The sequence below is a fragment of the Paraburkholderia sp. GAS448 genome, from assembly GCF_050435685.1.
Classification (GTDB): Bacteria; Pseudomonadota; Gammaproteobacteria; order Burkholderiales; family Burkholderiaceae; genus Paraburkholderia.
The window spans coordinates 126,153-141,255 of the sequence record NZ_JBNDKT010000019.1; the positions used below are offsets into that span (position 1 = coordinate 126,153).

11 protein-coding genes are annotated in these 15,103 nt (G+C 63.8%); 5 read left to right on the plus strand and 6 right to left on the minus strand.

What is annotated here, in order from left to right:
• Positions 1-38: 38 nt before the first annotated feature.
• Positions 39-749 (minus strand): 2-C-methyl-D-erythritol 4-phosphate cytidylyltransferase, encoded by a 711-nt coding sequence (gene ispD, locus P3T23_RS29285; RefSeq protein ID WP_429319581.1) that lies wholly within the window; start codon positions 747-749, stop codon positions 39-41.
• Between the two features lie 118 nt (positions 750-867).
• On the opposite strand from ispD, the gene mfd reads away from it, so the two are divergent.
• Positions 868-4,341: a transcription-repair coupling factor gene (mfd, locus tag P3T23_RS29290; protein WP_429319582.1), complete on the plus strand. Its 3,474-nt coding sequence runs from the start codon at positions 868-870 to the stop codon at positions 4,339-4,341.
• A gap of 68 nt (positions 4,342-4,409) precedes the next feature.
• Here the strand turns inward: mfd and P3T23_RS29295 are convergent, their stop codons facing one another.
• Positions 4,410-4,583 carry a hypothetical protein gene (locus P3T23_RS29295; RefSeq protein ID WP_429319583.1) on the minus strand — a complete coding sequence of 58 codons (174 nt, stop codon included), beginning with the start codon at positions 4,581-4,583 and terminating at the stop codon, positions 4,410-4,412.
• Between P3T23_RS29295 and argE the strand changes: the two genes are divergently transcribed.
• The 3 genes from argE to mscL all read left to right on the plus strand — a co-directional run bounded on the left by argE (position 4,576) and on the right by mscL (position 7,350).
• On the plus strand, positions 4,576-5,712 hold the full coding sequence (gene argE, locus P3T23_RS29300; RefSeq protein WP_429319584.1) for an acetylornithine deacetylase: 1,137 nt from the start codon (positions 4,576-4,578) through the stop codon (positions 5,710-5,712). The two genes, P3T23_RS29295 and argE, sit on opposite strands and share 8 nt — an antisense overlap.
• Before the next feature lie 45 nt (positions 5,713-5,757).
• Entirely contained in the window at positions 5,758-6,783 is a 1,026-nt protein-coding gene (locus tag P3T23_RS29305; RefSeq protein WP_133663341.1) for a threonine ammonia-lyase, read from the plus strand.
• A 120-nt stretch (positions 6,784-6,903) separates the two neighbouring features.
• A complete protein-coding gene (gene mscL, locus P3T23_RS29310; protein WP_429319585.1) occupies positions 6,904-7,350 on the plus strand; it encodes a large conductance mechanosensitive channel protein MscL in 447 nt (148 codons plus the stop codon).
• Between the two features lie 81 nt (positions 7,351-7,431).
• Here mscL and P3T23_RS29315 read toward each other — a convergent pair whose 3' ends face one another.
• From P3T23_RS29315 to P3T23_RS29325, 3 genes are all read right to left on the minus strand, one after another.
• Positions 7,432-9,426 (minus strand): response regulator, encoded by a 1,995-nt coding sequence (locus tag P3T23_RS29315; RefSeq protein WP_429319586.1) that lies wholly within the window; start codon positions 9,424-9,426, stop codon positions 7,432-7,434.
• A 99-nt stretch (positions 9,427-9,525) separates the two neighbouring features.
• Positions 9,526-10,005, minus strand: a complete 480-nt coding sequence (locus tag P3T23_RS29320) for a response regulator (protein ID WP_429319587.1) — start codon at positions 10,003-10,005, stop codon at positions 9,526-9,528.
• A 39-nt stretch (positions 10,006-10,044) separates the two neighbouring features.
• A complete protein-coding gene (locus P3T23_RS29325) occupies positions 10,045-11,658 on the minus strand; it encodes a sensor histidine kinase (RefSeq protein ID WP_429319588.1) in 1,614 nt (537 codons plus the stop codon).
• Positions 11,659-12,057: 399 nt separating this feature from the next.
• Here P3T23_RS29325 and P3T23_RS29330 point away from each other — a divergent pair, with 399 nt between their 5' ends.
• Entirely contained in the window at positions 12,058-12,555 is a 498-nt protein-coding gene (locus tag P3T23_RS29330; protein WP_228878737.1) for a hypothetical protein, read from the plus strand.
• Between the two features lie 120 nt (positions 12,556-12,675).
• On the opposite strand, the gene P3T23_RS29335 is transcribed toward P3T23_RS29330, so the two are convergent.
• Positions 12,676-15,096 (minus strand): AsmA family protein, encoded by a 2,421-nt coding sequence (locus P3T23_RS29335; protein ID WP_429319589.1) that lies wholly within the window; start codon positions 15,094-15,096, stop codon positions 12,676-12,678.
• Between the last annotated feature and the right edge of the window lie 7 nt (positions 15,097-15,103).

Below are 15,103 nucleotides of genomic sequence, written 5' to 3' on the forward strand. Positions count from 1 at the left end.
GCTCGTTAATCCGTTCGTCAATCTCTGGCGAGGCTCATTCACGAAGCCGCTGGCCGGCTGAGAATCGCATCGGCCAGCTCGAAGTCCTCCGGATACGTCACCTTGAAGTTGCGCAGGCTGCCCTGCACGAGCCGCGGCGCGTGACCGAGCCACTCGATTGCGCTGGCTTCGTCGGTCAGATCGTGGCCGTCCGCCTGCGCGCGCAGGATCGCCTCACGCAGCATGCCGATGCGAAACATCTGCGGCGTCTGCGCCTGCCACAGACCATCGCGGGCTTCGGTGCGGGCAATGCGGCCGCCGCTCTCCGGCGCAATACGCTTGAGCGTATCCGCGACCGGCAACGCGATGATGCCGCCCACCGGATCGTCCTTCAGCGTGCCGATCAGCGAGCGGATCAGCGCCGGCGTGATGCCCGGGCGGGCCGCATCGTGGACCAGCACCCAGTCGTCATCATGTGCGCCGAATTCGGCCAGCGCGTGCAGACCATTCAGCACCGAAGCCTGGCGAGACACCCCGCCGCACCGGCGCACCGCGAAACGCAGGCCGGCGAAGCGGCGGGCGTCGAAATGCTGGTCGTCGGGGGCGATCACCACGAGCGTCTGGGCGAATTCGCTGCAGGCGTCGAAGGCGGCAAGCGTGTAATGAAGGAGGTCGCGGCCGGCGACAGCGCGATACTGCTTGGGCATCACGGCGCCAGAACGGCTGCCGGTGCCAGCACACGGGATCAGGGCAAAAAGACGGGAAGTCACAGGGGCGGACGCCGCGAAAGTCAAAGTGAAGGACGGATTTTATAATAGGTCCTTCGCGTCCACGTCGGGACACGCGTAAACTTGCCGCTCACGCGCCCCTACGGCTGCCTCTCTTTTTATGCCAGATATCGCCGCTTCAACGCAGTCCACTCCGCCCGTCGCGCTCGTCAAGGCCGGCCAGCGTTTTGCCTTCGACGGCACGCATGGCTCGTCCGATGCGCTCCTGATCGCCCGCTACCATCTCGCCTACCGCGAGCAGGTGCCGCTGCTGGCGGTTGTCTGTGAGAGCGCGGTGGACGCGCAGCGGCTGTCGCAGGAGATCGCGTTCTTCGCGCCCGCTGCGCGCGTGCGCCTCTTGCCCGACTGGGAAACGCTGCCGTACGACACGTTCTCGCCGCACCAGGATCTGGTGTCCGAGCGCCTCGCGACGCTGCACGATCTCGGCGAGGGCCGCTGCGACATCCTGCTCGTGCCGGCTACCACGGCGCTGTACCGGATGCCGCCGGCGTCATTCCTCGCCGCCTATACGTTTTCGTTCACCCAGGGCGAACGGCTCGACGAAGCCAGGCTGAAGTCGCAGTTGACGCTGGCGGGCTACGAGCACGTGAGCCAGGTCGTGCGGCCGGGCGAATACTGCGTGCGTGGCTCGCTGATCGACCTGTTTCCGATGGGCTCGCCGCTGCCTTACCGGATCGACCTCTTCGACGATCAGGTCGACTCGATCCGCGCCTTCGATCCCGACACGCAGCGCAGCCTCTACCCGGTGCGCGACGTGCGTCTCCTGCCCGGCCGCGAGTTCCCGTTCGACGAAGCCGCGCGCACCGCCTTTCGCAGCCGCTGGCGCGAGGTGTTCGAGGGCGATCCGAGCCGCGCATCGATTTACAAGGACATCGGCAACGGCGTGCCGTCGGCGGGGATCGAATACTACCTGCCGCTCTTCTTCGACGACACGGCGACGCTTTTCCACTATCTGCCCGAGCGTTCGCAACTGGCGTTCGTCGGCGATCTGGACGCCGCGATCAAGCGCTTCACCAACGACACGAAGCAGCGCCACAGCTTTCTGTCGCACGACCGCGACCGGCCGATTCTCGAGCCGCAGCGCCTGTTCCTGTCGGATGAAGACTTCTTCACGCTCGCCAAGCCGTTCGCGCGCCTCGTGTTGCCGGCGAATGCCGGCGGCTGGGCGACCTCGCTGCCGGATCTCGCCATCGACCGCCACGCGGAAGACCCGATCGCTGCATTGCGCGCGTATCTGGAAAAAACGCCGAATCGCGTGCTGTTTGCCACCGAATCGGCCGGCCGCCGCGAAACGATCGCGCAGTTGCTGGTGGACAACCATCTGCGGTCCCCAGCCACAGACAGCTATCACGACTGGCTGCTCTCCGACGAGCGCTTCGCGCTCGGTGTCGCGCCGTTATCGAATGGCTTCGCGATACCGGGCGAACAGATCGCGATCATCACCGAAACCGAACTCTACGGCCCGCTTGCCCGCCGCGCCGGCAGACGCCGGCAGGAACAGGCGAGCAACGTCGATTCGATGGTGCGCGACCTGTCCGAGCTCAAGCTCGGCGATCCGGTGGTGCATTCGCAGCACGGCATCGGCCGCTATATGGGTCTCGTGACGATGGACCTTGGCGAAGGCGAGACCGAATTCCTGCACCTCGAATACGCCAGCGACAGCAAACTGTACGTGCCGGTCGCGCAACTGCACGTGATCTCGCGCTACAGCGGCGCCGATCCGGAAAGCGCGCCGCTGCACTCGCTCGGCTCGGGCCAGTGGGAAAAAGCCAAGCGCAAGGCTGCGCAGCAGATCCGCGATACTGCCGCCGAGCTGCTGAACCTGTACGCGCGCCGCGCCGCGCGCGAAGGTCACGCGTTCGCGCTCGAACCGCGCGACTACGTGAAATTCGCTGAGAGTTTCGGCTTCGAGGAAACGCCGGACCAGGCCGCGGCCATCGCCGCGGTGATCGGCGACATGACGAGCGGCAAGCCGATGGACCGGCTGGTCTGCGGCGACGTCGGCTTCGGCAAGACCGAAGTCGCGTTGCGTGCCGCGTTCATCGCGGTGATGGGCGGCAAGCAGGTCGCGCTGCTGTCGCCAACCACACTGCTCGCCGAGCAGCACACACAGACCTTCACCGACCGCTTCTCCGACTGGCCCGTGCGCATTGCAGAACTGTCGCGCTTCAAGTCGACCAAAGAGGTCAACGCCGCGATCCACCAGATCAACGACGGCTCCGTCGATATCGTGATCGGCACGCACAAGCTGCTCTCATCGGATGTGCAGTTCAAGCGGCTCGGCCTCGTGATCATCGATGAAGAACACCGCTTTGGCGTACGTCAGAAGGAAGCGTTGAAGGCATTGCGCGCCGAAGTGGACGTCCTCACCCTAACGGCCACGCCGATTCCGCGCACGCTCGGCATGGCGCTCGAAGGCCTGCGCGATTTCTCGGTAATCGCGACGGCGCCACAGAAGCGGCTTGCGATCAAGACCTTCGTGCGACGCGAGGAAGACAGCGTGATCCGCGAAGCCATGCTGCGCGAGCTGAAGCGCGGCGGCCAGGTGTACTTCCTGCACAACGAAGTCGAGACAATCGACAATCGTCGCGCGATGCTCGAAGCGCTGGTGCCGGAAGCGCGTATCTCCGTCGCTCACGGACAGATGCACGAGCGCGAACTCGAACGCGTGATGCGCGATTTCGTCGCGCAACGCGCCAATGTCCTGCTGTGCACGACGATCATCGAGACCGGCATCGACGTGCCGAGCGCCAACACGATCCTGATCCATCGTTCGGACAAGTTCGGTCTTGCGCAGCTGCATCAGTTGCGCGGCCGCGTCGGGCGTTCGCATCACCAGGCGTATTCGTATCTGCTCGTGCATGATCCTCAGGGACTCACGAAGCAGGCACAACGCCGCCTCGAAGCCATCCAGCAGATGGAAGAACTCGGCGCGGGCTTTTATCTGGCGATGCACGACCTCGAGATTCGCGGCACGGGCGAAGTGCTCGGCGACAAGCAGTCGGGCGAGATTCATGAGATCGGCTTCCAGCTGTACACCGACATGCTCAACGATGCAGTGAAAGCGCTCAAGGAAGGCAGGGAACCGGACCTCAACGCGCCGCTCGCCGCAACGACGGAGATCAATCTGCACGCGCCCGCCATCCTGCCCGCCGACTACTGCGGCGACGTTCAGGAGCGGCTGTCGCTCTACAAGCGGCTCGCCAACTGCGAGCACAACGATACGATCGACGGCATTCAGGAAGAACTGATCGACCGCTTCGGCAAGCTGCCGCCGCAGGCGCATGCGCTGATCGAAACCCACCGTCTGCGGCTGGCGGCGAAACCGCTCGGCATTTCGAAGATCGATGCGGGTGAAGCGGTCATCGGGTTGCAATTCATCCCGAATCCTCCCGTCGATGCGATGCGTATCATCGAGATGGTGCAGAAGCACAAGCACATCAAGCTCGCGGGTCAGGACAAGCTGCGCATCGAAACGCGTACGCCCGATCTCGCGGTGCGGGTCTCGACCGTGAAAGAAACGTTGCGCGCGCTCGGCGCGCCGACTCGCGGCACCGCTGCCGCCGCTCGCTGAACGCCGATGTTGCGGTGCGCCATGAGCGCACCGCAACATGCGTTTTCTGTTGGGCGCTTTGGCCGGGACTATGTTTTTTGGGTATGATCAAAAAGATAACCAAGCTGGAGTCCTGTCATGTCATACGCCGCTGAAACAGCGCGATCCGCAGCACCGTCGTCCTCTTCCCCGTCTTCTGCTTCAGCCTCTTCCGCCTCTCCCGCGTCGCTTCCCTGGGTCAAACGGCTCGTGTCGATGGACACCGTCAGCCGCAATCCGAATCTCGGTCTGATCGAAACCGTGCGCGACGAACTGCGCGCCAAGGGCATCGAGGCGACGCTCACGCACGACGCAAGCGGCAAATGGGCCAATCTGTTCGCCACCGTGCCCGCGCATGACGGCGAAACGAACGGCGGCGTGGTGCTGTCGGGACACACGGATGTGGTGCCCGTCGATGGCCAGCAATGGGACAGCGACCCTTTCAAGCCGGAGATCCGTGACGACAGGTTGTACGGCCGGGGCACCTGCGACATGAAGGGTTTTATCGGCGCCGCGCTCACGCTGCTGCCGCAGATGCAGAACACGAAGCTGGCCAAGCCGATTCACTTTGCCCTTTCGTTCGACGAAGAAGTGGGCTGCGTCGGCGCGCCGCTCCTCATCGCCGACCTGATGAAACGCGGCGTGAAGCCGGACGGCTGCATCGTCGGCGAACCGACCAGCATGCGCCCGATCATCGCGCACAAGGGCATCAACACCTATCAGTGCTGCGTGCGCGGCCAGGCCGCGCACTCGTCGCTGACCCCGAAGGGGCTCAATGCGATCGAATATGCCGCGCGCCTCATTTGCTACATCCGCGACATGGCCGACCAGTTCCGCGACCAAGGTCCGTTCGACGAACTCTACGACGTGCCTTTCACGACGGCGCAGACCAGCACGATCCAGGGCGGCAACGCCATCAACACCGTACCCGCCGATTGCAGATTCGAGTTCGAATTCCGCAATCTGCCGACGCTCGATCCCGAGCCGATCTTCGCGCGCATCGACAAATACGCGAAGGAGACGCTGCTGCCGAAAATGCTGCGCGAGCATCCGTCCGCCGCGATCGAAATCACGAAAATCGCCGCGGCGCCCGGGCTCGACTCATCGGAACAGGCGGCGATCACGCAACTGGTCCGCGCACTGACCGCCGATCAGGACAGGCGCAAGGTCGCGTACGGCACCGAAGCCGGGCTGTTTTCGCTCGCCGGCATTCCGAGCATCGTGTGCGGGCCGGGCGACATCCAGCAGGCGCACAAGGCGAACGAATTCGTTGCGCTCGATCAGCTGGTGGCGTGCGAACGTTTTTTGAGCAGGTTCATCCACAGCATGTCGGTGGATGCGCACACACACTGAAGCTCGCACGCCCATCCACCAGGATCGCTTGACGACAGGCACGCCATGTCCACCGGCACTCCACAGCACACCGACCACACCATCGACGGCGAGCCGATCCCGACGCTCGACGACATCGCCGCGCAGCATTTTGCGCTGACGCCGTGGGTGGTCCGAACGCCGGTGTTCGAACGGCACGATTTTCCGTCGCTGGAAGGCACGACCCTCAATTTCAAGTTCGAACTGCTGCAGTCGGGTGGAAGCTTCAAGGCACGTGGCGCGTTCACCAACCTGCTCGCGCTCGACGAAGCCCAGCGTAGCGCGGGCGTGACGTGCGTGTCCGGCGGCAATCATGCGATTGCGGTTGCGTATGCGGCGATGCGGCTGGGTATCAGCGCGAAGGTCGTACTGTTCCGCTCCGCGAATCCGGCACGGGTTGCGCTGTGCCGGCAGTTTCAGGCGGAAGTGGTGATATCGGGCGGCCCGGCGGAAGCGTTCGACCTCGTGCGCCGGATCGAGGCAGAAGAAGGCCGCTACTACGTGCATCCGTTCAACGGCTACCGCACGGTGCTCGGTACATCGACGCTCGGTTATGAATGGGCGACGCAAACGCCCGACCTCGATGCGGTGATCGTGCCGATCGGCGGCGGCGGCCTTGCGGCCGGCGTCTCGACCGCGTTGCGGCTCGCCAATCCGCGCGTGCATATCTATGGCGTCGAACCCGTCGGTGCCGACGCGATGAGCAAAAGCTTTGCGGCCAACCATACGGTCAAGCTGCATCACCTGCACAGCATCGCCGATTCGCTGATGGCGCCGTACACGGAGCAATACAGCTATGAGTTGTGCCGGCGCCATATCGACCGGATCGTGACCGTCTCCGACGACGAACTGTGCGTCGCGATGCTCACGCTCTTCAATCAACTCAAGCTCGCGGTCGAGCCGGCCTGCGCGGCCGCAACCGCGGCGCTGCTCGGCCCGCTGCGCGAGACGCTGCAGGGCAGGCGCGTGGGCGTTCTGCTGTGCGGGACCAATACCGATCCGGCCTCCTTCACGCAATACATCGAACGCGCCCAGGCTTTGACGCGCGGGTGAGCGCTGGCGCGGTCTGCGAAAGCAAAACCCTATCCGTCCCTGGATACGTTCGCTATCATTGCCCTGTCGGCAAACGCCAAACCGAGGGCATTCGCCTCGTTTTCACGGAGGAAGCGATCTATGAGCATGATCCAGGAATTCAAGGAATTCGCAGTCAAAGGCAACGTGATGGATCTCGCCGTCGGCGTGATTATCGGCGGCGCATTTTCCACCATCGTCAATTCCATCGTGAAGGACCTGATCATGCCGGTTGTCGGTGTCGTCACCGGCGGCCTTGATTTCTCCAACAAGTTCGTCAAGCTCGGCCATATTCCCGACACGTACCGGGGCAATCCCGATTCATATAAAGACCTGCAGGCGGCCGGCGTCGCCGTGTTCGGTTATGGATCGTTCATTACGGTGTTGATCAACTTCATCATTCTCGCGTTCATCATTTTCATGATGGTGAAGTTCATCAACAATCTCCGTAAGCCAGCGGACGCCGCACCCGCCGCACCGCCCGAGCCGACAGAAGATGTGTTGCTGCTGCGTGATATCCGCGATACGTTGAAGAATCAGCAGCGCTGATTTTCGCGCGCTGACGCGCCTGAAAAGCAACGAAAAGGCCCGCGTGGAATGCCACGCAAGCCTCTTTTTTTCACATGCCTCTCAACGCGCGGCCGCTTCCGCCCCACCCGCTTTTCCTGCTTTCAGCGTCGCTGCCCGTTCGATCACCTCTTCGAGCTGGATGAAATTGACGGGCTTCGTCAGATGCGACGTGAAACCGGCCGCAAGACAGCGGCGCACGTCATCGTCCGTGCCAAAGCCCGTCAGGGCGACGGCCGGTGCCCCCGAGTGCTGGCGGAACGCCGTAATGAAGTCGAGCCCGGTGCCATCGGGCAAGCCGACATCGCTCACGATCAGGTCGAAGTCCGTCGCCAGCGTGGCAGCCAGCGCGTCGGCCACGCGGCCCACCACCGTGACATCGTGGCCAAGCCCGCTGATCAGCTGCGACATCACTTCCGCTGTATCGACGTGATCCTCGATCAGCAGGATAGTAAGCACGCCTGCCGGATGCGGTGCGGCGGGTATGGTCACGACGATGTCTTCGACCGGCTTCGCTGCCGTCGGCAACATAATGGTAAAGGTCGCGCCGCAATGCGCGCCCGGGCTTCGCGCCGTGACCGTGCCGCTGTGCACGTCGGTTAGCGCCTTCGTGATCGCGAGCCCAAGCCCGAGCCCACCGAACTGGCGCGTCATGCTCTGGCCGCCCTGCTCGAACGCGTTGAACAACTTGTCGATCTGTTCGGGCTCGATGCCGATACCGGTATCTTCGACCGAAATCTGCACCTGCATCCGCTCGTCGCGCGTGCGCACGTAGATGTGGCCGCCATCGGGCGTGAACTTCGCCGCGTTGCGGATCAGATTCCAGAGCATCTGCTGAAGCCTCGCACGGTCCGCAAGCACGTAGTGATGCTGCGCCGTCTTCTCGACGTGCACGTCCTGCTGCTTGACCTGGATTTCGCTGCGAAAGAGTTCGAGCACGCTATCGATGACGTCATGCACATCGACGGTTTCCAGAGACAGGCGCAGCTTGCCATTCGCGACCCGCGTGAGATCGAGCAGATCGTCGATCAGCCGCGCTTCGAGTTCGACGTTGCGGCGGATCATCCTGACGCCGGCACGCGCGCTCTCCGGCAAGTCGGGCACCAGTTCCAGCACGCGTGCGCCGGCAAGCACGGGCGTGAGCGGCGTGCGCAATTCGTGCGACAGCATCGCGAGAAAGCGGTCCTTCGAACGGTTCGCCTCTTCGGCGGCCTGGCGGGCGGCCTGCTCCGACGCAAGCAGGCGTTCGCGCTCTTCGATGGCTTCGCGCTGGGGATGGATGTCGGTGCAACTACCGAACCACTTGCTCACGCCACCGTGCGGATCATGCACGGCGACGATGCGCGCGTCGAACCAGCGCCACGCGCCGTCGTGGCGGCGAATCCGAAGCTCGTGCCGGTAGTCGGACGCGCCCGTGCGCACCGTCTTCAGCCACGTCCGGCGAATTTCCTCGCGATCGTCCGGATGAACCGCGTCGAGCCAGGCGAGCCCGAGCGAGGCAGCTTCGTCGAGACCCGTGTATTCGAACCACTGTTTCGACAGGAAATCGCAGTCGCCATTGGCGCTACAGGTCAGCACCAGGTGAGGCAACGCTTCGGACAGTGAGCGGTAGTGCGCTTCGCGGTCGCGCAGCATCGCCGCTTCCGCCGATGCCTTCTGCATCCGCACCTGGGACAGGACGCGCTCGACGGCCTCGGGCAGATAGCCGAGGTAATCACCCGACTTGGGCACGACGTCCGACACCCCGGCGCGCAAGGCTTCGATCACCCGCGACTCGTCGGTAAAACCGGTGACGAGAATCGCGGGAATCCGCACACCCTCCGCGCGCAGACGCCGGAAGAAATCGAGCCCCGTCTCGGCGCTGTTCAACTGATAGTCGAGCACCAGCAGATCGGGCGCTTCAATGCCGATCAGTTCGCGCGCGCGTTGAACCGTCGTGCAGGTCGCGACATGGCAGCCGGCACGGTCGAGCGACTTCCGCGCGAGAAGCAGAATGCCCTTGTCGTCGTCGACCACGAGAACACGCGCGGCCTTTGGCGAAGAAACGTCGTCGGTCATGCTGGTCTTTTTTCTCTGAAGGCCTTTTTGTGGCGAACAGGGTGCGATGGCCGCCGCCAATGCCGGCGTTGCAGCCCTGCGGACTGCAACGCATAACCCTTACGAAGATGAAAGCCGCTGTCCCGCCGGCAGCTTCACGACCTGCAAAAAGAAGCCGAGCCGGCGCACTGCCTCGATAAAGGCATCATATTCGACCGGCTTGGTAATGTAGACGTTGCAACCAAGTTCATAACATCGCTCGATCTCGCGCGGGTCGTCGGTTGTCGTGAGGACGATGACAGGCAGCGCGGCGGTCGAAGGCGCCTCCTTCAGGCGGCGCAGCACCTCGAAGCCGTCGACGCGCGGCATCTTCAGGTCCAGCAGCACGACGAAGTTGGCGAGATCGTCACGCGACAGACGGGCGGGCGCCGCCGTGTCGTCCAGCTGTGCGCCGAAAAAGTAATCCAGTGCGTCCTGGCCGTCGCCAAAACGGATGAAGCCATTCGTCAGGCCAGCGCGGCGCAGATTGCGCTCGACGAGCGTGGCGTGCCCATCGTCATCCTCGATCAGGATGATGCCCACCGATTCCCCTTGCGTCATGCTGCCCTCCGTATTCGGCGATCGTCGTTCACCGCGTTCTCATGACATGCGTACCGGCTGATCCGGCAGCGCAACGTAAAACGTCGAGCCCATCCCCTCCACCGATTCCACCCACGCCCGCCCGCCGTGGCGTTCGGCAATACGCCGCACGAGCACGAAGCCGATGCCCTCGCCTTTGGCCACGTCGCCGTGCAGGCGCTGGAAGGCACGGAATACCTTCGACAAGTAGTCCGCGGAAATCCCGAGGCCATTGTCGCGCACATAGTAGGTGCGCGTACTGTTTCGCATGGGGTGAGCCTGATCGACGGGATCGGCCTCGAGAGCGCCCACTTCGATGCGTCCCGGCCGTGCCGGATCGAGATAACTGAGCGCATTCGTAATCAGATTGCTGAAGATCTGCTCGATCGCGGCCGGGTCGCCCCACGCGGGCGGCAGGTCCCGAACGGTCACCACGGCTCCCCGCTCGCGCGTCGCAGATTGCAACGTATCGAGCACTTTCGCAACCGTCCGGCCGACGCTCACCCGCTGCCAGTGGTACTCGAGACGCCCGGCGCGCGAGATGCGCAACAGCGAGTCGATGATCGCCGCCGCCTGAGTCACCGCCGTACGCAAAAACTGCAGCGATTCGCGCACGTCGCCATCGAGCACCGCGGCAAGCCGCTGCTGTTGGGGCTCCGGCAGGCGGGCCGATTCGATCGTTGCGCGCAGGTCGTCGCACGAGACCTGCAATTCTTTCGAAAAGCCCCGCAGGTTGACGAGTGGCGAGCGCAGATCGTGCGACACGCTGTAGATGAACATCTCGTTTTCCTGCGTGCCCTGCCGCAATTCCTCGTTGACGGCCGCCAGCTCGACAGCGCGCGCCTCCAGTCTTGCCTTGAGCGACTCATGCTCGAGCCCTGCGGTTTGCAACCGGGCGCCCGTCTGGTGCAGCACGGCGTCGAGTCCGGCGATCTCGTCATTGCCTCTGAGAGGCGCGGCGAGCGGCTCGCCGTTGCCAAGGCGGCCGGCATTACCGGTCAGTACCTCGATGCGCCGCCCGAAATGAAGGGCGAGCACCCATGCCGTCAGCGCCCAGATCAGCATCGAACCCACCACCGCGGCGATCAGCGTGACCTGCTGGCGCTGCCGGTTGTCCGCGAACGCCGCCTGGTGCAGCGCATCGAGGCGCGACTCCTCGTCAACAAATGCATCCAGGCGGTCATGAAACAAGGCGATCGGCGCAGGGATGTCATCGCGCTCCGAAGCAATGAGCGGCGCGAGGCTGCTTGCGTTGTGCAATGCCGCCACGACGGCAGCGGCATGAGCACGATAGTCATCGACCGCGCCGCGCATGTCATGGACGCGCCGCACCTGGCGGGAGTTGTCCGCAACCAGTTGTTCGAGATGCGAGAGCCGTTCGTCAAGGTCGACCCAGATCGCAGGCCGGTCCGTGAACGACGCGTCCTTGACGATGAGCGCCGTACGCAGCCGTGCGGCCTCGCGCAGCAAGGGGTCCATCATCGCCGAGGCCTGGTAGAGAATCTGCTTGCTGCTGGAAACCCACTGGGCGGACTGCGCGGTCTGTTGCTGCGTATCGAACACGGCACCAAGCAGCGCCAGTTCGACGACACCTGGTACTGCGATCAGAAGAAGGCCCTTGGCAAGCAGTTTCATGTTCGTCCGGCAGCGTTTGCAATCGTGGCGACATGTCGCCCGAGCCTCGCCAGAGAGGCATCCCGGCGCCGTTCATGGGTTCGATGCACACACCCTCATCCGTCCGCCCGGGCCATTATCGACGGGTACCTGGGATATTTCAACGTGCTGCAAAGGCGCGACAGGGAAGCGGTGCCGCACACAAAAAAACAGCTTTTTTATGGGTGCCGGAGTCACCGGCGCGGCGGCTGAGTCTATTATGGAGTTAGATGTTCGGAGATGCGAAAGCGCGCGGCGAGCAGATACGGCATGAATCGTGCGGGTGGCGTGAGGCAGACGAACCGTCGAATCACCGTGAATCCGACCTCACCGTATGCTATAAAAGATCGACGTGCGGCGCGCGAAGCCGGGAGTGGTCGCATGAGGACGCTGCGTTTCTTGCAATTCTTTTTCAGGCGAATTTTTATGTCCTTCCCGAAAAAGCGTAGGCGCGCGAAGGCGGACGGCGATGAGTCGTTTCTCGCCGTGCTACGGCATTTCAAGCCATTCGGCCAGCTCGACACGAAGATCGCGCGGGCCCGCGCGCAAGATGAGCCTGTGCTCTACGCTCATGTTCTTCCAGGACTCGATGTCCTGCTGTGCAGCGTGCGCGGCGCGCATCCGCCCTATCCCGAGGTCGCCGAACTACGTCGTCGCTGTATCGAGTCGATTGCGAACGCGCTGGAGCAGCCGCTCGATGGACTCGAAAACGGCGGCTACTGGTATGAAGCCAACGGCTTTGGATTCCTGGTGTTCGCAAGCCGTGCACGTGCGCGGATCCTGCCCGAGTTCGGTGCGGCCAAGGCCGCGGCTGGTGCGCGACGCGGAGTTCGCAGGCAGGACGCCGCAGGCGATGCAGCCCCGCGGTCGCTTCGGTAATTCTCAGGTTAGTCCCTTGCGGTAGCCTTTATCTTCGACGGCGGAGCAGTGATGCTCCGCCGCTTTCGTGCGTCGGCTTCGCCACGCGGCAGCTTTCCCTGGCGTCAGCTTCCCCTCCCATCAGCTTCCCTTATATTGCACTGCGGGCTCCGGCGACGGCGACGGCGACGTGGCGGACGCCGGTTTCGTCGCGGTGGGACGCTTCGCGCCGCTGATGGCCGAGGCAGCGGCGTCGGCGCTGCGCGAGGTGGTCATCTTCTGCCCTGCCGGTGGCGCCTTGGGCTGTGTCCTCATCTGCGTGAGCAGCTCGTCGCAGGGCAATGGTTTGGTATTGCTAGGCGCGATCAGCGGAATCAGGGCGGCGAACGGATTGATGAGCCCCAGCCCCACAACGGCACCGCCACGCACCGCCAGCGCCGCCGCATTCACGCCGACATGCGGGTCCTTGAAGGTGCCCTTCACGTAGAGCGGCGAGCGCAGCGTAAAGACGCGGAAGCCCTTCGTGTGCGGATGGATGTTGAGATCCATCGACTCGTCGCGCAGATCGATGTGGCCGTCCATGTTGATGATTGCGTCGTCGGTGTCGAGCGCGAAGACTTTCGAATCGAGCACGCCGTTCGTCGCGACAAAATTGGCCGCTGCGCAGTTGATCTTCACGTCCCGGTTGCTGAAAAGCTTCTCGTAGACGACGTTCGCCACGTTCAGGCCGGCGGCTTCCATGTACAGACGGCTTACGGTGCCATCCGTGATGAGCGCCTTCACTTCGCCGTTCGAGGTCGCCGCGAGCGCCGCAGGCGAATTACCGGTTGCGGAAAGCGCGGCGTCGCCGTTGACTTCGCCCAGCGCGGTCTGCATCGTCGTCACATTCGGGAACAGCTGCCTGAGCTTCAGATGCCGCGCCTCGCTCGCGACGCGGCCCTTCAAGGGCCTTGCGCTGCCGTCGAGATGGATATCGGACGCAAGCGTCCCGCCCGCCACGCCGAATGTCAACGGCTGCAGCGACAGCACGCCACCCGTCATCACGACATGGGTGTACAGGTCGGTGATCGGCAGGCTCGGGTCCTTGATGATCCGGCGTCCGGTGAACTTCACGTCGGCGTCGATCGCATTCCAGCGATCAGTGCGGAACTCCTCGACCGGCAACGCGCGGTCCGACGGCTGTTTTGCCGCGTCACCGCGCGTCGCCTTGCTGGCGCTCGAATCGGCGCCAATGATCGGCGCGAGATCAGAGAACTGCAGCAGGTTCGACACCAATTCGCCCTGCAACAACGGGCGCGGCTCGCGCGCGAAATACGTCAGCGAGCCGTTGAGGTCGCTTCCGCCCACCCGCCCTGTAAAATTTTCATACTTGAAGACGCTGGCGTTCCGCTTGAACTGCCCGATGAGGCGACCCTCGGTTGCATACGGCGGGGTCTCCGGCAGCGTGACGCCCGTTAGCGAGTACAGATGCGCCATGCTGGCCCCCTGGAGCCACAGGCGCAGATCGACTGCGGCCAGGTGCGCGGGATCCGTGACCGTGCCAACGACCGCGATACGCGTATCGCCCGCTTTCACGTCGGCCTGCACGGGGAATGGACGGTTGGCATCCTGCAGCGCCAGCACGCCGCCCACCTTGCCGCTGCCCGACAGCGCCGTGCGGTTGTATGTGCCCTTCACCGTCCAGCCGATGCCGTACAGCGGAACCTGCTTGGTCTCAGGCGTCACGGCGACAGCGCTCGTAGCGGGCACGCTGGCCGCCGGAGCGCTTGCGACGACCGCTGCGTTTGAAGAAGCCGCGGAAGCCGCCGGCGCAGCCGTATCCGATCCGCCCAGCGCGCCTGAGGCCGCAGCGGCCGATGCACCAGCCGCCTCCGACGCTGCCGCCGCCTCCGCCTGCTTCGCGAGCCGGCTCGCGCCTTCTTTGCCGACGACCTGCGCCGACGCACTGCGCGACGCATTTTCCTGCGCCTTCATCACGTCGCCGATGGGCACCGGCTGGCCGAGCGTATCGACGGCCACCTGCACGTCGGTCTTCTTCTGTTCATCGGAGTACGCGACATTGCCTTTGGCGAACTGGATATCGTGCAGATCGAGCTTCCATTCGGACGGCCCTGAGGAAGCAAACTTGAACGTCCAGTTATTGCGCCCGTCGACGAGCCGCTCGAGATCGACCGATGGATTCACCAGATTGATCGCCGGGATCACGATGTCGTGTGCGAGGAGCGGCAACACCTTGACCTGAAAATCGATTTCGTCGAGCGTGGCGAAATGCTTCTGCTTCGACCAGTCGGGATTGGCGACGGTGATGTTGGTCGCCGAGAACCGGGGCCAGGGTAGCCAGGCGTGCCAGCCGGTCTCGCCAACCGGATGCCGCCAGCCAACCTTGAGATCGCCCTCGATGGCGAACGGCCGGCCGATCGCCTGGCTGACCTTGTCGTTGATATACGGACGGGCGCGATTCCAGTCGAACGCCAGGATGAAGATGACCACGGCTGCGATGAGGACAGCGATAGTCGCCACCAGCCACGCGATAATTTTTCCGATGCGTCGCGATAACGCCATGAGTGCT

Coding starts and splice junctions, on each gene's coding strand:
- mfd (WP_429319582.1), top strand. CDS start 868: ATGCCAGATATCGCCGCTTCAACGCAGTCCACTCCGCCCGTCGCGCTC.
- argE (WP_429319584.1), top strand. CDS start 4,576: ATGGACACCGTCAGCCGCAATCCGAATCTCGGTCTGATCGAAACCGTG.
- P3T23_RS29305 (WP_133663341.1), top strand. CDS start 5,758: ATGTCCACCGGCACTCCACAGCACACCGACCACACCATCGACGGCGAG.
- mscL (WP_429319585.1), top strand. CDS start 6,904: ATGAGCATGATCCAGGAATTCAAGGAATTCGCAGTCAAAGGCAACGTG.
- P3T23_RS29315 (WP_429319586.1), bottom strand. CDS start 9,426: ATGACCGACGACGTTTCTTCGCCAAAGGCCGCGCGTGTTCTCGTGGTC.
- P3T23_RS29320 (WP_429319587.1), bottom strand. CDS start 10,005: ATGACGCAAGGGGAATCGGTGGGCATCATCCTGATCGAGGATGACGAT.
- P3T23_RS29325 (WP_429319588.1), bottom strand. CDS start 11,658: ATGAAACTGCTTGCCAAGGGCCTTCTTCTGATCGCAGTACCAGGTGTC.
- P3T23_RS29330 (WP_228878737.1), top strand. CDS start 12,058: ATGAGGACGCTGCGTTTCTTGCAATTCTTTTTCAGGCGAATTTTTATG.
- P3T23_RS29335 (WP_429319589.1), bottom strand. CDS start 15,096: ATGGCGTTATCGCGACGCATCGGAAAAATTATCGCGTGGCTGGTGGCG.